Source organism: Serratia sp. JUb9, assembly GCF_014298095.1.
In the GTDB taxonomy this organism is placed as follows: domain Bacteria; phylum Pseudomonadota; class Gammaproteobacteria; order Enterobacterales; family Enterobacteriaceae; genus Serratia_B; species Serratia_B rhizosphaerae.
The window spans coordinates 4252134-4270139 of sequence record NZ_CP060416.1; the positions used below are offsets into that span (position 1 = coordinate 4252134).

14 protein-coding genes and 1 other annotated feature are annotated in these 18006 nt (G+C 57.8%); of the genes, 3 read left to right on the forward strand and 11 right to left on the reverse strand.

Going from position 1 to position 18006, the window contains the following annotated elements; translation table 11 throughout:
• Window positions 1-18: 18 nt before the first annotated feature.
• From nhaA to tal, 6 genes are all read right to left on the reverse strand, one after another.
• A complete protein-coding gene (gene nhaA, locus HF675_RS20080) occupies window positions 19-1188 on the reverse strand; it encodes a Na+/H+ antiporter NhaA (RefSeq protein ID WP_160028469.1) in 1170 nt (389 codons plus the stop codon).
• Between the two features lie 232 nt (window positions 1189-1420).
• On the reverse strand, window positions 1421-2548 hold the full coding sequence (gene dnaJ / locus HF675_RS20085; RefSeq protein WP_105229712.1) for a molecular chaperone DnaJ: 1128 nt from the start codon (window positions 2546-2548) through the stop codon (window positions 1421-1423).
• A gap of 106 nt (window positions 2549-2654) precedes the next feature.
• A complete protein-coding gene (gene dnaK / locus HF675_RS20090) occupies window positions 2655-4571 on the reverse strand; it encodes a molecular chaperone DnaK (RefSeq protein ID WP_105229711.1) in 1917 nt (638 codons plus the stop codon).
• Window positions 4572-4852: 281 nt separating this feature from the next.
• Window positions 4853-6166 carry an MFS transporter gene (locus HF675_RS20095; RefSeq protein WP_187043647.1) on the reverse strand — a complete coding sequence of 438 codons (1314 nt, stop codon included), beginning with the start codon at window positions 6164-6166 and terminating at the stop codon, window positions 4853-4855.
• 241 nt (window positions 6167-6407) lie between these two features.
• Window positions 6408-6995 carry a molybdopterin adenylyltransferase gene (mog, locus tag HF675_RS20100; RefSeq protein WP_105229709.1) on the reverse strand — a complete coding sequence of 196 codons (588 nt, stop codon included), beginning with the start codon at window positions 6993-6995 and terminating at the stop codon, window positions 6408-6410.
• Window positions 6996-7148: 153 nt separating this feature from the next.
• On the reverse strand, window positions 7149-8102 hold the full coding sequence (gene tal, locus HF675_RS20105) for a transaldolase (protein ID WP_105229708.1): 954 nt from the start codon (window positions 8100-8102) through the stop codon (window positions 7149-7151).
• 381 nt (window positions 8103-8483) lie between these two features.
• On the opposite strand from tal, the gene HF675_RS20110 reads away from it, so the two are divergent.
• A complete protein-coding gene (locus HF675_RS20110) occupies window positions 8484-9920 on the forward strand; it encodes a sodium:alanine symporter family protein (RefSeq protein ID WP_105229707.1) in 1437 nt (478 codons plus the stop codon).
• A 129-nt stretch (window positions 9921-10049) separates the two neighbouring features.
• Window positions 10050-10823 (forward strand): peroxide stress protein YaaA, encoded by a 774-nt coding sequence (gene yaaA, locus HF675_RS20115; RefSeq protein WP_105229706.1) that lies wholly within the window; start codon window positions 10050-10052, stop codon window positions 10821-10823.
• A gap of 48 nt (window positions 10824-10871) precedes the next feature.
• Here yaaA and thrC read toward each other — a convergent pair whose 3' ends face one another.
• The 5 genes from thrC to HF675_RS20140 all read right to left on the reverse strand — a co-directional run bounded on the left by thrC (window position 10872) and on the right by HF675_RS20140 (window position 16609).
• A complete protein-coding gene (gene thrC / locus HF675_RS20120; protein WP_105229705.1) occupies window positions 10872-12161 on the reverse strand; it encodes a threonine synthase in 1290 nt (429 codons plus the stop codon).
• Between the two features lie 3 nt (window positions 12162-12164).
• Complete coding sequence (gene thrB / locus HF675_RS20125; protein ID WP_105229704.1) at window positions 12165-13094, reverse strand: homoserine kinase; 930 nt, start codon at window positions 13092-13094, stop codon at window positions 12165-12167.
• Between the two features lies 1 nt (window position 13095).
• Window positions 13096-15555: a bifunctional aspartate kinase/homoserine dehydrogenase I gene (gene thrA, locus HF675_RS20130; RefSeq protein ID WP_105229703.1), complete on the reverse strand. Its 2460-nt coding sequence runs from the start codon at window positions 15553-15555 to the stop codon at window positions 13096-13098.
• Window positions 15556-15579: 24 nt separating this feature from the next.
• Window positions 15580-15699, reverse strand: a sequence feature (Thr leader region).
• On the reverse strand, window positions 15638-15724 hold the full coding sequence (thrL, locus tag HF675_RS20135; protein WP_343039582.1) for a thr operon leader peptide: 87 nt from the start codon (window positions 15722-15724) through the stop codon (window positions 15638-15640). It overlaps the preceding feature by 62 nt.
• A gap of 195 nt (window positions 15725-15919) precedes the next feature.
• Entirely contained in the window at window positions 15920-16609 is a 690-nt protein-coding gene (locus HF675_RS20140; protein WP_105229702.1) for a tRNA/rRNA methyltransferase, read from the reverse strand.
• A 629-nt stretch (window positions 16610-17238) separates the two neighbouring features.
• Between HF675_RS20140 and arcA the strand changes: the two genes are divergently transcribed.
• Window positions 17239-17955: a two-component system response regulator ArcA gene (arcA, locus tag HF675_RS20145; protein WP_105229701.1), complete on the forward strand. Its 717-nt coding sequence runs from the start codon at window positions 17239-17241 to the stop codon at window positions 17953-17955.
• Window positions 17956-18006: the final 51 nt, after the last annotated feature.

The window sequence follows — 18006 nt, forward strand, 5'->3', positions numbered from 1 at the left end:
TTGCGGCAAGGTTATTGCCTATTTGCCTCTGTGCGCCAGCGACAGGCGCAGCAGCGCATAACCCACCAGCGCCGCCGCGGTGGAGCCTAACAGAATCCCCAGACGCGAGTAGGTGCTGAACGCTTCATCCGCCCCGCTGAAGGCCAGCGATGCGATAAAGATCGACATGGTAAAACCAATACCACACAGAACCGAAACGGCAAACACCTGTTTGAAGCCGATATCCTCCGGCAGACGGGCAATGCCGGACTTCACCGCCAGCCAGCTGAAGATAAAGATCCCCAGCGGCTTGCCGATAAACAGACCGGCGGCAATGCCCATCGGCAGCAAGGAAGCCAGACCGTTGAGGGAAACGCCCTCCAGCGACACCCCGGCGTTGGCAAAGGCGAACAGCGGCAGAATCAGGAACGCAACCCAAGGGTGCATCTCATGCTCCAGCGTTTCGGACGGCGACGGCCCCTTTTTGACCTTCAGCGGAATCATAAAGCCGACAATCACCCCGGCCAACGTCGCATGCACGCCGGATTTGAGGATCGCCACCCACAGCACCAAACCGACGATCATATAGATAGAGGTTTTGCTCACCCCGCGCCAGTTCATCAGCGCCAGTACCGCAACGGCCGCCGCCGCAACCCCCAGCGCCACCAGCGATACTTCATGGGTATAGAACAGGGCAATAATCACGATAACCCCAAGGTCATCGATAATCGCCAGCGCCAGCAGGAACACTTTCAGGCTGGTCGGCACGCGGTTGCCCAGCAGCGCCATCACCCCCAAGGCAAAGGCAATATCGGTCGCAGCCGGAATCGCCCACCCCTGCCGTGCAATGTCATCGGCGCCGTTGAACAGCAGGTAAATCAGCGCCGGCGCCAACATGCCGCCCAGCGCGGCAATCGCCGGGAACACCGCTTTATCGCGCCCGGCCAGCGAGCCCTGCATCAGCTCGCGTTTTACTTCCAACCCGACCACCAGGAAGAAGATCGCCATCAGGCCATCGTTAATCCACAGCAGCAGCGGCTTGGCAATTTCCAGTGAGGCAATCTTCACCATCACCGGCAGGTTAAGGAATCCCTGATACACGCCCTGCAGCGGCGAGTTGGCCATCATCAGGGCGATCACTGCCGCCACAATCAAAATGATGCCGCCTGCCGCTTCCTGACGTAAAAACTGACGAATAATATTGGTCATGCACTGTCACTCCCGACAAAAATACAAAACGTCTCCGCCTTGCATCAACCACGTATAGAGTGAGTATAGCTTGCACGATGATTCGTAAAAACAAGATTATTAGTGCGAAATTATTCGTAAAAACCGACTCAACTGAGAGATTAATCACGCAAACCAACACGCCGCTGCCGTCCCCAAAAGAAAACCCCGGCGCCAGGGCCGGGGTTTTAAGACAGTTAATGCAGCGTTAGCGTTAACGGGTCAAGTCATCAAAGAACTTTTTCACCCCGTCGAAGAAGCTCTTCGAGCGCGGGCTGTTTTTATCGCCGGAAGGACCGCCAAGGCTCTCTTCCAGCTCTTTCAACAGCTGCTTCTGTTTTTCGTTGAGCTTGACCGGCGTTTCCACCACCACACGGCACAGCAGGTCGCCCTGGCTGCCGCCGCGCACGGATTTCACGCCTTTGCCGCGCATGCGGAACAGCTTGCCGGTTTGCGTTTCTGAAGGCACCTTCAGCTTCACGCGGCCGTCGAGCGTCGGAACTTCAATCTCGCCGCCCAGCGCCGCCATGGCAAAGTTAATCGGCACTTCGCAATACAGGTTATTGCCTTCACGTTCAAAGATCGGGTGGGCTTTTACCTGCACCTGCACGTACAGATCGCCGGCCGGTGCACCGTGCTCGCCGGCTTCACCTTCACCCGCCAGGCGGATGCGGTCGCCGGTATCCACGCCGGCAGGAATTTTCACCGACAGCGTTTTGGATTTTTCTACCCGGCCATGGCCGTGGCAGCTGTTGCACGGATCTTTGATAATCTGGCCGCGGCCGTGGCAGTGCGGACATGCCTGCTGCACGGTGAAGAAGCCCTGACGCATCTGCACCTGGCCCTGACCGTGACAAGTTGGACAGGTGACCGGCGAGCTGCCCGGTTTGGCGCCGCTGCCATGGCAAACGTCACACTCTTCCAGCGTCGGGATACGAATCTCTTTGGTGACGCCGCGTACCGCTTCTTCCAGCGTCAGCTCCATGTTGTAACGCAGATCGGAGCCACGGCTGGCGCGCTGACGACGGCCACCGCCGAAAATATCGCCGAAGACGTCACCAAAGATATCGCTAAAGTCGGCACCGCCGCCGCCAAAGCCGCCGCCGCCCATACCGCCCTGCTCAAACGCGGCATGGCCGTACTGATCGTAAGCGGCGCGCTTCTGCTCGTCGCCCAGGATTTCGTAAGCTTCCTTGATCTCTTTAAAGCGGCTTTCGGCATCTTGTTCCTGGTTACGGTCCGGGTGGAACTTCATCGCCAGGCGCTTATACGCCTTTTTGATTTCGCGCTCATCCGCCGTTTTGGCGACGCCGAGAACCTCGTAATAGTCTTTCTTCGCCATTGTCTTTATTAGCCCTAACATGCGTGCACGGGCGCAGAGTTGCCTCGACGCCCGTGCTGGTTTCCAGTAACGCGTTAGCGGCGTTACCGTGCCCGCTTAAGGGCGATTATTTTTTGTCTTTCACTTCTTCGAACTCAGCGTCGACAACGTCGTCTTCTTTCTTCGCCGCGTTGTCTGCCGCACCCGCGTCAGCACCCTGTGCCTGCGCCTGAGCCTGCGCCATTTCCATCAGCTTGCCGGAAACCTGCACCAGCGCCTGGGTCTTCGCGTCGATCTCGGCTTTGTCTTCGCCTTTCGCCGCGGTTTCCAGCTCGCTCAGCGCGCTTTCGATAGCGGTTTTATCTTCCGCTGGCAGCTGCTCGCCGGCTTCTTCCAGTTGCTTACGCGTGCCGTGGATCAGGTGATCCGCCTGGTTGCGCGTCTGCACCAGCTCTTCGAACTTACGGTCAGCTTCAGCGTTGGCTTCCGCGTCGTTCACCATTTTCTGGATTTCATCTTCGTCCAGGCCAGAAGAGGCCTTAATGGTGATTTTCTGCTCTTTACCGGTATTCTTGTCTTTGGCAGACACGTGCAGGATGCCGTCGGCATCGATATCGAAGGTCACTTCGATCTGCGCCATACCGCGCGGTGCCGGCTGGATGCCGTCCAGGTTGAACTGGCCCAGAGACTTGTTATCGCTGGAACGCTTACGCTCGCCCTGCAGCACGTGGATGGTTACCGCAGACTGGTTGTCTTCAGCGGTAGAGAACACCTGGCTGTGCTTGGTCGGGATCGTGGTGTTTTTGCTGATCAGCGAAGTCATCACGCCGCCCATGGTTTCGATACCCAGAGACAACGGGGTAACGTCCAGCAGCAGCACGTCTTTCACATCACCGGCCAATACGCCGCCCTGAACCGCAGCGCCGATGGCAACCGCTTCGTCCGGGTTCACGTCTTTACGCGGTTCTTTACCGAAGAAGTCAGCAACTTTCTTCTGAACCATTGGCATACGGGTCTGGCCACCAACCAGGATTACGTCCTGGATGTCGGATACGGACAGGCCTGCATCGGTCAGCGCCACTTTCAGCGGCTCGATGGAACGCGCCACCAGATCTTCAACCAGCGACTCGAGTTTCGCACGGGTCACTTTGATGTTCATGTGTTTCGGACCGGTCGCATCTGCAGTGATGTACGGCAGGTTGACGTCGGTCTGCTGTGCGGAAGACAGCTCGATCTTCGCTTTCTCAGCGGCTTCTTTCAGACGCTGCATCGCCAGCGGATCGTTACGCAGGTCAATGCCCTGCTCTTTCTTGAACTCTTCCACCAGGTAGTTGATCAGACGGCTGTCGAAGTCTTCGCCGCCCAGGTGGGTGTCACCGTTGGTCGCCAGAACTTCGAAGGTTTTTTCGCCGTCAACTTCGTCGATTTCGATGATGGAGATATCGAAAGTACCGCCGCCCAGGTCATAAACCGCGATGGTGCGGTTGCCGACTTCTTTGTCCAGGCCGTAAGCCAGGGCCGCAGCCGTTGGTTCGTTGATGATACGTTTTACTTCCAGACCGGCGATACGGCCGGCGTCTTTGGTCGCCTGACGCTGCGCATCGTTGAAGTAAGCCGGTACGGTGATAACCGCTTCAGTTACCGGTTCGCCCAGGTAATCTTCAGCCGTTTTCTTCATTTTCTTCAGCACTTCGGCAGAGATCTGCGGCGGTGCCATTTTCTGGCCTTTCACTTCCAGCCATGCGTCGCCGTTATCAGCGCCGATGATTTTGTACGGCATGATGTCTTTATCACGCTGTGCTTCTTCGTCCTGGAAGCGACGGCCGATCAGGCGCTTGATCGCAAACAGGGTGTTTTGTGGGTTAGTGACAGCCTGACGTTTAGCCGGCTGGCCAACCAGAGTTTCACCATCCTGGGTATAGGCAATGATTGACGGCGTGGTGCGGTCGCCTTCGGCGTTTTCCAGCACGCGTGCCTTGTTGCCATCCATAATAGCTACACAAGAGTTGGTAGTACCCAGGTCGATACCAATAATTTTGCCCATCTAAACATCTCCACTAATAAATTCGATTTCGGTCAAGTTGCTAACCTATATGCGGACATTTTTTTACTTTTCAACTGCCCGATTTTTCCGCCTTGTATCCCACGCGTTTCAACGCTCAAACCACGAGGTTGCGGGTGAAAGGCGAAGGTGATACCACGATCAGCAACTGCGGTTGAGAATAAGATGGGGGCATCTGGCCCGGCATCAAGGGGTAAAGTAAAAAAATTTCTTTGCGGCGTGGCGATCGCGCGTTCGGCCGGCCGTCCCTGGCCGGCGATACGTTACAGATCGGCCAGCGAATCGGCGTGCGGCGCCACACGGTCGCCGTCCAGATCGCGGTGCAGATAGATCCCCAGCGCCAGCCCGAGCGCCGACAGCGCCAGCACATAGTAGGCGGGCGCCAGCGGCGTCACCTTCATCATTAAGGTGACGAAAATCGGCGTCAGACCGCCGAAAATGGCGTATGACAGGTTATAAGAGAACGAAATGCCGCTGAAGCGCACCGCCGGTGGAAATGCGCGCACCATCACAAACGGTACCGCCCCCACGACGCCGACGCTGAATCCCACCAGCGCATAACAGGCGAACAGCATTTCCGCATGCTGCGCCACGGTCTGATAAAACAGCCAGCTGCAGCCGGCCAGCAGCAGGCTGCCGACGATAAAGGTTTTGCTGGCGCCAAAGCGATCGGCCGCCAGCCCGGCGGCCAGACAGCCGAAAATCAGCATAATGGTGGCGATGCTGTTGGCCTGCAGCGTCAACGCCGGCGCAATGCCGAACTGCTTTTGCAGGTAGGTCGGCGTCATCAGGATCACCACCACCACGCCGGCGGACAGCAGCCAGGTCAGCAGCATCGAAACCACCACCTCTTTCTTATACTGCTTCACCACCGTTTTCAGCGGCAGCTCCTCCGCCAGCGCCTTACGCGCCTGCATTTCGACAAACACCGGCGTTTCCTGCAGCCAGCGGCGCAGATACATGGCGATCAACCCGAAAATGCCGCCCAGCAGGAAGGGCACGCGCCAGCCGCCGTCTGTAATACTTTGCGCGCTCAGCGTGGTGTTGATGACGGTAGCGACCAGAGAACCCAGCAAGATGCCGACGGTAAGGCCGGCGGTCAGCGTGCCGCAGGCCAGGCCGACGCGTTTACGCGGCACATGCTCCGCCACAAATACCCAGGCGCCCGGCACTTCGCCGCCGATGGCGGCGCCCTGTAGCAGACGCATCAGCAACAGCAACAGCGGTGCGGCGATACCGATGCTGGCGTAAGTCGGCAGCAGGCCCATGCCCAGCGTGGGCAGCGCCATCAGCAGAATACTCAGGCTGAACATTTTCTTGCGCCCGACCCGGTCGCCGAAGTGCGCCATCACGATCCCACCCAGCGGACGGGCCAGATAGCCGGCAGCGAAAATGCCGAAGGTCTGCACCAAACGCAGCCATTCCGGCATCTCAGCCGGGAAGAACAGCTCGCCGACTACGGCGGCGAAGAAGACGAAAATGATGAAGTCATAAAACTCCAATGCCCCGCCCAGCGCTGCCAGCGTCAGAGTCTTATAGTCTTGCCGGTTCAGCCGGCGTTGCGTGTCATGATGCATAGGTTACCGTCAGAGGAAGCAGATAAAATCACGCGCGCTCGGTGGCGCGCTGTAAATGAATCCTTACTATACCCGCCATACTTCAAGCTGCAGGTGTGTTGGCTACGCTCAGTCACCCGAATCACTGACCTGAGTAAGCTCATCGGGATTCCCTCCCTTGCCGCCTTCCTGCAACTCGAATTATTTAGGGTATATAACGGCAATTTTATTTCACACCAGCCTGACAAGAGGCCGCCTGGCGTTAATCGTTCGCGTCACGACGCGCGCTTTTCGGCCGGAAGGCGGTGACCACCGCATCGTCCGTTTCCACATACGGCCCTTCAAGCAACTGGATACAGTACGGTACGCTGGCGAAAATGCCGTGCACCACCACCTTACCCTGCTCGTCCTTCACCCCTTCCAGCGTCTCCTTGATCGACTTCGGCTGGCCCGGCAGGTTGATAATCAGCGCCTGCTTGCGAATCGCCCCGATCTGACGTGAAAGAATCGCCGTTGGCACATAGTGTAGGCTGATTTGGCGCATTTGCTCGCCGAAGCCCGGCATCACGCGGTCGGCAATCGCCAGCGTTGCGTCCGGCGTCACATCGCGGCGTGACGGGCCGGTGCCGCCGGTGGTCAGCACCAGGTGGCAGCCCGTTTCATCCACCAGTTCGCACAGGGTATGTTCGATCAGAGTTTGTTCATCCGGGATCAGGCGCGTCTCCAGCTTGTACGGCGTCGTCAGGGCGCTGCTCAGCCACGCTTCCAGCGCCGGAATGCCCTTGTCCTGGTAAACGCCGCCGGAAGCGCGATCGGAAATCGAAACCAAACCAATACGTAATGTGTCCATGCTTAACCTCTACAACCTGACGAAATGCGGGCGGCGTCATCTCCCGCCCCGTTATCAATGCCGAGAGTATACGGCCTCCGCCCGTCGCAGGAAGCAACAGGCATAAAAAAAGGTGGCCTGAGCCACCTTTTTGTCATCCTGCACCTGTGTAACTTACAGCAGATCGGCGATCATTTTTTCCAGCTTGCCCTGGTCAACGGCAAACTTGCGGATACCGTCGGTCAGTTTTTCCACCGCCATCGGATCCTGGTTGTGCTGCCAGTAGAATTCAGGTTCGGTCAGCGCCGCAGGGCGTGCTTTCACTTCGCCGCTGTAGGCGAGCTTACGCTCAACCGCGCCTTCGCTTTCCGCCAGCTCTTTCAGCAGCGCCGGCGCGATGGTCAGACGGTCACAGCCCGCCAGTTCGATGATCTCGCCGACGTTGCGGAAGCTGGCGCCCATCACCACGGTTTCATAGCCGTGCTGTTTGTAGTACTGGTAGATTTCGCTTACGGAAACCACGCCCGGATCTTCGTGCGGCGCGAACTCTTTCTTGTCGCCATTGGCTTTGTACCAGTCAAGGATACGGCCGACGAAAGGAGAAATCAGGTACACGCCGGCTTCGGCGCAGGCGCGTGCCTGAGCGAAGGAGAACAGCAGGGTCAGGTTACAGTTGATGCCCTCTTTCTCCAGGCGTTCCGCCGCGCGGATGCCTTGCCAGGTAGAGGCCAGTTTGATCAGGATACGATCGTTGCTGATGCCGGCCTCGTTGTACAGCTTGATCAGACGCTTGGCCTTGGCGACGCTGGCTTCGGTGTCGTAAGAGAGGCGCGCATCGACTTCGGTGGAGATGCGGCCCGGCACCAGCTTCAGAATTTCCAGACCAATGTTCACCGCCAGTTTGTCCGCCGCATCGGCGATCTGCTGCTCGCGATCGCCGCTCTGCTCGCGCGCCCATGCGATAGCTTCGTCAATCAGCTTGCGATATTCAGGGATCTGGGCTGCATTGAGGATCAGCGAAGGGTTGGTTGTCGCATCTTGCGGCTGATACAGCTTCATGGCAGCAATATCACCGGTATCCGCAACCACCGTGGTCAGCTGGCGCAGGGAAGTTAATTTGTCGGTCATGTTGGCATTGTCTCATCGTTTGTGCATGAACTTTTGGCATCGTTCGATCTTGCCTTGCCTTGATAATAACACGCGCAAGGCGCGGCGCAAGGCACGAAAATGGCCCTAAGTCGCCGCCGATTTTTCGGCGTAATTTTCCCTCACTTCCGCCATATCAATCGATATTTCCGAAATGAAAATGAGACATTAACGAAAGTTAACAACAAGTAATTGTGCTAACTTCCCAGCACGCCAAGCGCTGGCAACGCCATAAAATGCGAAAAATCTTAATTTATTCACCCCGTATGACTTTCGTTAAGCGCTGGTAATAATTAGAGCAAAATCATTTTCCGGGCGGAGGATCGCTCCGGGTATTTACGCCTGTTTGACAAGGAGGGATCCGTGACGGATCTGATTAATTTCATTAACAATATCCTGTGGGGATCGGTACTCATTTATTTACTGATCGGTGCCGGCATCTACTTCACCATCCGCACCCGCTTTATCCAGTTACGCCACTTCACCCATATGTTTTCGGTGCTGAAAAACAGCAATAAAAGCGACAGTTCCGGCATCTCCTCATTTCAGGCTTTATGCACAACGCTGGCGGCGCGGGTCGGCACCGGCAACCTGACCGGCGTCGCCATCGCGCTGACCGCCGGCGGCCCCGGCGCCATCTTCTGGATGTGGGTGGTGGCATTTATCGGCATGGCCACGTCATTTATCGAAAGCACCCTGGCCCAGCTGTATAAAACCAAAGACGATCAGGGTAACTACCGCGGCGGCCCGGCCTACTACATGGAAAAGGGCCTCGGCATGCGCTGGATGGGCGTACTGTTCTCCATGTTCCTGATCCTCGCCTTCGGCCTGGTGTTCAACGCGGTGCAGGCCAACTCCATCGCCCAGGCCAGCGCTGCGGCGTTCAACTTCAACCCGCTGTACGTCGGCATCGGCCTGGTGCTGCTGAGCGGCACCGTAATCTTCGGCGGCATCCGCTCCATCGCCCGCGTGGCGGAATGGGTGGTGCCGGTCATGGCGGCGGCCTACCTGCTGCTGGCCTTCTGGGTGCTGGCGATGAATATTGAGCAGTTGCCGGCCATTTTGCTGCTGATTGTCAAAAGCGCGTTCGGTTTACAAGAAGCGGCCGCCGGCGCAGTCGGCTACGGCATCTCGCAGGCGATGACCCAGGGCGTCCAGCGCGGGCTGTTCTCCAATGAGGCCGGCATGGGTTCGGCGCCGAACGCCGCAGCCTCCGCCTCGCCGTATCCGCCTCACCCGGCGTCGCAGGGCTACGTACAGATGCTCGGCGTATTTGTCGATACGCTGGTGATCTGCAGCGCCACCGCCGCCATTATTCTGGCCTCCGGCGTGATGGATAACCCCACCGGCGAGATCAGCGGCATTGAACTGACCCAGCGCGCGCTGTCCAGCGCCGTCGGCAGCTGGGGTTCGCCGTTTGTGGCGCTGGCGATTTTCTTCTTCGCCTTTACCTCCATCATCGCCAACTACGCCTACGCCGAAAACAACCTGATCTTCCTGGAGCACAATCATCCGGCGCGGCTGGCAATCTTCCGCTGTGTTGCGCTGGGCATGGTGATGTTCGGCGCGCTGGCGGAGCTGCCGCTGGTATGGAAAATGGCCGACACCGCCATGGCGCTGATGGCGATCACCAACCTGACGGCCATCCTGCTGCTGTCACGCGTCGCCTTTAAACTGGCCCGCGACTACAACCGGCAACGGGCGCTCGGCAAACTGCCGACCTTCGACGCCAGTCAATACCCTGAGCTGAAATCCCAGCTGGAGCCCGGCGTGTGGGATAACCCGCAAAAGCCAGACTGACCCGTACTCCCCGCCAAGGCGCATCCCTACGCGCCTTGGCCTTTTACCCCGCACCTATCAGACCCATCGCCGCTTTTTCTCACGTTTTTTGCTAAAGTATCTCCACTTTGATCAACAGGATGTCGCGCCATGCTCGTTATTATCTCACCTGCCAAAACGCTTGATTACGAAAGTCCTCTGGCGACGGCTCGCTTTACGCAGCCTGAGCTGCTGGAGCAATCTGCAGAACTTATCAACATCAGCCGCCAGCTGACGCCGGCGCAAATCGCCAGTCTGATGAAGATCAGCGACAAGCTGGCCGGACTGAACGCCGCCCGCTTTGCCGAATGGACCCCGCAATTTACCCCGGATAATGCGCGCCAGGCCCTGCTGGCCTTTAAGGGCGACGTGTATACCGGCCTGCAGGCGCAGGACTTCAGCGAAGCGGATTTTGACTTTGCCCAGCAGCATTTGCGTATGCTGTCCGGCTTATACGGCGTGTTGCGTCCGCTCGACCTGATGATGCCTTACCGTCTGGAAATGGGCATCAAGCTGGCCAACCCGCGCGGCAAAGATTTGTACAGCTTCTGGGGCGATCGCATCACCGACAAACTCAATGAAGTGCTGAAGCAACAGACGGACGATGTGGTGGTCAATCTGGCATCGGATGAATACTTCAAAGCGGTGAAGCCGGCCGGGCTGCACGGGCAGCTGATCAAGCCGGTGTTCCTGGATGAGAAAAACGGTAAATATAAGGTCATCAGCTTCTACGCGAAAAAAGCGCGTGGCCTGATGAGCCGCTTTATTATCAAAAATCGCCTGACCAAAGCAGAACAGTTGGCTGATTTCAATCTGGAAGGATATGCCTTTGATGAGGCGGCGTCCAAGGCGGGCGAACTGGTATTCAAGCGTCCCGAACAGTAAGAAAAAAGGGCCGGTGATAACCGGCCCCTAACCATCACATCACGTTAATCAGGCGGGCAGCGCCATCATAAACTGACGCAGCTGCGCGAAGTCAGCCGGCAGCGAGTGCGACAGCAACGGCAGCTCGGCACGCACCGCCAGCGCTTTCGGCAACGGCAGCTCCTGCTGTAAAATCTCCTCCACGCTCTCTTTAAACTTCGCCGGATGCGCGGTGCCGAGGAACAGACCAAACTCGCCGTCCTGCAGCTGATCGCGCAGCAAGCGGTAGGCGATAGCCGCATGCGGCTCGGAGAGGTAGCCTAACGCCGCCAGCTCCTTCATCGTCTCTTTGGTGGTTTCATCGCTGACCGCCCCGTGCCCCAACTCTTTCAACTGCCAAATTTTGCGGCGGAACAGCTCTTCCACCCGCGGCCAGTTATTCGGCTGACTGACGTCCATCGCGTTGGAGAGCGTCGCCACCGTTGCGTGCGGCTGCCATTTACCGTCGTCGAGGAAACGCGGCACCGTATCGTTGGCGTTGGTGGCGGCAATAAAGCGTTTCACCGGCAGTCCCAGCGACTTGGCCAGCAGGCCGGCGGTCAGATCGCCGAAGTTGCCGCTCGGCACCGAAATCACCAGCTGATTGCGTGCTTCCTGCGGCAGCTGCGCCACCGCCTCGAAGTAGTAGCAGATCTGCGCCAGCAGGCGGCTGATATTGATCGAGTTGGCCGAGTTCAGATGCAGCGCCTCTTTCAGCTCGCGATCGTCAAACGCCTGCTTCACCAGCGCCTGGCAGGCGTCAAAATCGCCGTCTACCGCCACGGTATGGATATTGCCGCCCAGCGTGCAGAACAGTTTTTCCTGCAGCGGGCTGATTTTCCCCTGCGGATAGAGGATCACCACGCGCACGTTTTTCAGGCCGTAGAACGCGTGCGCCACCGCCGCGCCGGTATCGCCGGAGGTCGCCGTCAGAATGGTGACCGGCTGATCGCCGGCCACTTCCGCCAGCATCTGCGCCATAAAGCGGCCGCCGAAGTCTTTGAACGCCAGCGTCGGGCCGTGGAACAGCTCCAGGCAGGCGATGTCGTCCTCAACCTTCGCTACCGGCGCCGGGAACTCAAACGCCGCCTTCACGCGCTTGTACAGCGCCTCTTCGTTGATTTCCTCACCAATAAACGCCGACAGAATACGCGCGCTGCGGGTCACGAAATCCAGCTTCAGCAGTTGGTCAATCTCGGTCAGTTCAAATTCCGGCAGATCCAGCGGGAAAAACAGCCCCTGCTGTTTACCCAGCCCCTGCTTGATCGCCTGTGCAAAGCTAACCTGCTCATTGTGATCTTTAAGGTTGTACAGTTTCATGCGTTATCCCAGTTGTCGAGCGCCTGCGGTATCCAGACGGCAAATATGAACAAAACCTTCATCGTTTTGCAGATAGTGATTCTTCAGCCAGTCGGCCATCCGCCGGGCGGTGTCGCCGTCGTCGCACACGGCGAACAGCGTCGGGCCGGAGCCGGAAATGCCGCAGGCCAGGGCGCCGATATCCTGCGCCGCCTTACGCGCTTCGGCAAAGCCCGGCAGCAGGCGGGTGCGGTACGGCTCGGCAATCACGTCCTGCATCAGCTTGGCGGCCAGCTTCGGCTGCTGGGTGTGGCAGGCATGAATAAAGCCGGCCAGATAGCGTCCGTGGCTGATGCAGTCCTGACGGCGGTACTGCGCCGGCAGAATGGCGCGCGCTTCAGCGGTAGAAACCTTGATTCCCGGATACGCCATCACCCACAGCCACTCGTCAAAGCAGGGGACTTGCTGGCTGATGCTCCCCTCTTCCTCCAGCATCAGCTGCAGGCCGCCGAGGTAGCACGGCGCGACGTTGTCATAATGCACGCTGCCGGAGATGCGTCCTTCCAGCTCGCCCATCAGCGCCAGCAGCTGCATGTCATCCAGCGGACGCTCGCAAAATTCATTCATCGCCATCAGGCCGGCAACCACCGAACAGGCGCTGGAACCGAGACCCGAGCCGATAGGCATGTTTTTTTCCAGTCGCATCGCCACCGGCACCTCGCGGCCGATCGCCTGACAAAAGCGCTGCCAGCACTGATAGACGATATTGTCCTTAGGATCGGCCGGCAGTTTGCCGACAAAACGGCCGGCGTTTTCCAGGCTGAATTGCTTCGCGGCCTCGACGCTGACGCAATCACCCAGCAGCGTGCCATCAACCGGCGAAACGGCGGCGCCCAGCACGTCGAAACCGACGCTGACGTTGCCGATCGAAGCCGGCGCATACACCTTAACCATATTAAACTCCCAACTTCCATGACAGCGTGCGCAGCAGATCGGCGAATACCCCCGCTGCCGTCACATCATTACCGGCGCCATAGCCGCGCAGCACCAGCGGCAGCGGCTGATAATAGCGGCTGTAGAACGCCAGCGCGTTCTCGCCGTTTTTCACTTTATACAATGGATCGTTGCCATCAACAGCGTCAATACGCACCTGGCAACGCCCCTCTTCAATCACCCCGACATAGCGCAATACTTTACCCTGCTCCGCCGCATCGGCCACCCGACGGCTAAACGCCGCGTCCAGCTCCGGCAGACGCGCCAGGAAGCTGTCGGTATCGCCGCTGGCATCAAACTCCGGCGGCAGCACCGATTGCACCTCGATATCGCTCAGCTCCAGGTTGTAACCCGCTTCACGCGCCAGAATCAACAATTTACGGGCGACATCCATCCCGGACAGATCGTCGCGCGGGTCCGGTTCGGTATAGCCGTTGCTCTTCGCCTGCAGCGTCGCCGCCGACAGCGACATGCCCTCATCCAGCTTGCCGAAGATAAACGACAGTGAACCAGACAAAATACCGGAGAAACGCGTCAGTTCATCGCCTGCGTTCAGCAGGTTCTGCAGGTTTTCAATCACCGGCAGCCCGGCGCCAACGTTGGTGTCATAGAGGAATTTGCGGCGCGAGCCCGCGGCGGCGGCGCGCAGCTGATGATAGAAATTCATCGACGAGGTGTTGGCCTTCTTGTTCGGCGTCACCACGTGGAAGCCGTCGGCCAGGAAGTCGACATACTGATCGGCCACCGCCTGGCTGGAAGTACAGTCGACAATCACCGGGTTCAGCAGGTGATACTCCTTCACCAGACGAATCAGTCGCCCAAGGTTGAAGGTCTCCTGTGCTTCCGCCAGCCCTTCACGCCAGCTGTCCAGCGCAATGCCGTGCACATTGGTCAGCATGGCACGCGAGTTGGCAATGCCGCACACCCGCAGATCGATATGCTTTTGCTTCAGCCACTGCTGCTGGCGGTGAATCTGCTCGATCAGCGCGCCGCCGACGCCGCCGGTGCCGATAACAAAGACTTCCAGCACCTGGTCGGTGTTGAACAGCATCTGATGACTGACGCGTACGCCGGTGGTGGCATCATCGTTGCTGACCACCACCGAGATGGAGCGTTCGGACGATCCCTGGGCGATAGCGACGATATTGATATTGGCGCGGGCCAGCGCGGAGAAGAAACGCGCCGAAATACCGCGCAGGGTGCGCATGCCGTCGCCAACCACCGAGATAATCGCCAGATTTTCCGTCACATCCAGCGGCTCCAGCAGGCCGTCTTTCAGCTCCAGATAAAACTCGTCGCCCAGCGCGCGGCGCGCGCGCAGCAGCTCGCCCTGCGGCACGCAGAAGCTGATGCTGTATTCAGAGGAGGACTGGGTGATCAGCACCACCGAGATACCGGCGCGTGACATCACGGCAAACACCCGCGCCGCCATGCCGACCATGCCTTTCATGCCCGGGCCGGAGACGTTGATCATCGCCATATTATTCAGGTTGGTGATACCTTTCACCGGTGAATCTTCATCCGCGCACTCGGCGCCGATCAGCGTACCGGGCGCCTGCGGGTTGGAGGTATTTTTAATCAGGCAGGGGATCTGGAACTGGGCGATGGGGGTAATGGTGCGGGGGTGGAGAACTTTGGCGCCGAAATAGGACAGCTCCATCGCCTCCTGATACGACATCGACTTCAGCAGCCTGGCGTCCGGCACGGTGCGCGGATCGCAGGTATATACCCCGTCAACATCGGTCCAGATCTCACAGCAGTCGGCGCGCAGGCAGGCCGCCAGCACCGCGGCGGAGTAGTCGGAACCGTTGCGTCCCAGCACTACCAGCTCGCCCTTGTCATTCCCGGCGGTGAAGCCGGCCATCAGCACGATATGGTCAGCCGGAATGCCCATTGCGGCGATGCGCAGTGTGGATTCGGCGATATCGACGGTGGATTCCAGATAGTGCCCCTGCGCCAGCAGCTTCTCCACCGGATTGATCACGGTCACCGGGAAACCTTTCGCCTGGAATACCGCTTCCATAATGGCTATCGACAGTTTTTCACCGCGGCAGATAATGCCGGCGTTCACGCTGTCCGGGCATTTACCCAGCAGCGCCACGCCGTGCAGCACCTGCTTGAGCTGCGCAAACTCATGCTCGACGCGCGCCTTGAGGCGTTCGTGGGCAAAGCCCGGCAGCGCCTGCGCCAGGCCGTGCAGCAGCTCGGCGAAAATACGCTCCGCGTCGCTCATATTTGGCAGAATGTCTTGCCCGGCCAGCGTTTTTTCAACCATCGCCACCAAGTGGTTGGTGATCTTCGCCGGCGCGGACAATACCGCCGCTACCTGTCCCTGACGGGCATTGCTTTCCATAATATCGGCAACGCGCAGAAAACGTTCCGCATTCGCTACCGAGGTTCCGCCAAATTTCAGCACTCGCATCTCTGTTATCTCCCGAATTTAAGCCAAAAAAAAGCCCGCACTGCTAAGGTGCGGGCTTTTTTCTTCTTGTTTCCTGTACGCGTCAGCCCGCCCCGTTACCTGTGGTATCGGTGGTGGTAATAATTGTGGTGTTCAGGCTGATGTGTCGCATAACGTCTGTCTGTCTCATTTAATCCTCTGTCCCCTCTATTGGTTAAAGCAATCCCTACCCCAAGTCAAATTATTTCTTGTTTTTGCTCATTTTCCGTTCAAGCAGCGAATTGGGGGATGAAACGGACAAAAAGGCAAAACTGCAGCATAAAAAAACAGTCATACGGCAATATTGCAGACGATCGCGCTGAATATACCGGCCATAAGCCGGCCTTCACTTCGTTAATTTTTTTTCAATATCGTGTAACAACGTATGCAGCATCATCGTGTCGCGCCGCGGCAGCGACCCCAGCCGCTGCTGCAGCCAGTCGCGCAGCTTTTGATCGTCCTCAACCTCCAGATGGTGCAACAACCGCTCGGCGCGTTGACGCAACGCCTGCAGCTGGCCTGTATCGGCGGCCGCTTCCGGCGCCGGTGCCGCTACGTTCATCAAAGCGGAGAGCTGATAGCAGTACACCATCACCGCCTGCCCCAGGTTTAACGAAGGGTAATCGGCCTGCATCGGCACGCCCGTCAGCAGATCGGCCAGCGCCAGTTCTTCGTTAGTCAGCCCGGAATCTTCCCGGCCAAACACCAGCGCCGCCTGCGAGGCCCACTGCCGGCGCTCCTCTAACTGACCGAGCAGCTCCTGCGGCGTGCTGTAATAGTGAAAACGCGCGCGGCTGCGCGCGGTGGTGGCGACGGTGAAATCGACATCCGCCAGCGCCTGCTCCAGCGTGGCAAAGTGCTGCGCCGCGTCCAGGATCTCGCCGGCGCCGTGCGCCACCCAGCGTGCCGCCGGCTGTAAGTGCGCATCGCTGTCGACGATGCGCAGCGAGCTAAAGCCCATGGTTTTCATTGCACGCGCTGCGGCGCCGACGTTTTCCGGCCGCGCCGGCGCTACTAAAATGATATGTAACTGCATAGTACTCCACGGCGTTAAACTGCATCACGCGTTTTGTTTTGCTCACCACTAAAATGTTTACAATCCAGCAACAAAAACGCCAACATTTAATTGTGAGATAACAAAACGGACGATTGAGTAAATAAATTTAATGTAATCTATATAAATATAATTTATTTCTTGGCGAACTTAATTATCAAGGCGTTATTGCCGTCTCACTGCCAGTCATTCGGAAATTGTAACCTATTGAGGTTAGCAATGCTGAATCGTTCACAGAATTTCCCCTGCTGAGACTTAAGCTGGCAGTTCTGTAAGTGTTTTTCACAAATCTGTTAACGTGCTACAATTGAATTTGATATATGTCAACAAAGCGTAGTTTTGTTGGGTGATGAATTCGGCATGTACTGTTATATTGCTGTTAATAGGGTTAGGATATGCGCCGTTTTGGCACCCTTGGGGTTAAAGGGAATAGCATCCCCACCAAGCTAGCGATCTTGTTGACATTAAGATGGAAAGTGCATCAAGAACGAGTTTCCGTACTTTAGTCATTTGGCATGAGGGAACGTGGCGATATCTCCGCCCTCCTCTGAGAAAACAAAGGCTTCTGTACTTCCTGTTTTCTATTTTGTTGGCAATTTTAGGTAGCAAATATGCAGACCCCGCAAATTCTGATTGTCGAAGACGAGTTAGTCACTCGTAACACCCTGAAGAGCATCTTCGAGGCGGAAGGCTACATCGTGCATGAAGCCAATGATGGTGCAGAGATGCACAACATCCTGTCCGAAAACGACATTAATCTGGTCATTATGGATATCAACCTGCCGGGTAAAAACGGCCTGCTGCTGGCGCGCGAACTGCGCGAACAGGTCAGCGTCGCGTTGATGTTCCTGACCGGGCGCGATAACGAAGTGGACAAGATCCTTGGCCTCGAAATCGGCGCTGACGACTATATCACCAAGCCGTTCAACCCACGCGAACTGACCATTCGTGCACGTAATCTGCTGTCACGCACCATGAACCTGGGCAGCGTCGGCGAAGAACGCAAGCAGGTTGAAAGCTACAAATTCAACGGCTGGGAGCTGGATATCAACAGCCGCTCGCTGATCGGCCCGAACGGCGAACAGTACAAGCTGCCGCGCAGCGAATTCCGCGCCATGCTGCACTTCTGCGAAAACCCGGGCAAGATCCAGTCGCGCGGCGAACTGCTGAAGAAAATGACCGGCCGCGAGCTGAAGCCGCATGACCGCACCGTCGATGTGACCATCCGCCGCATCCGCAAGCACTTTGAATCGACGCCGGATACGCCGGAAATCATCGCCACCATCCACGGCGAAGGCTACCGCTTCTGCGGCGAGCTGGAAGAGTAATTCTTACCGGACGCAAATGAAAGGGGACAGCAAGCTGTCCCCTTTTTCACA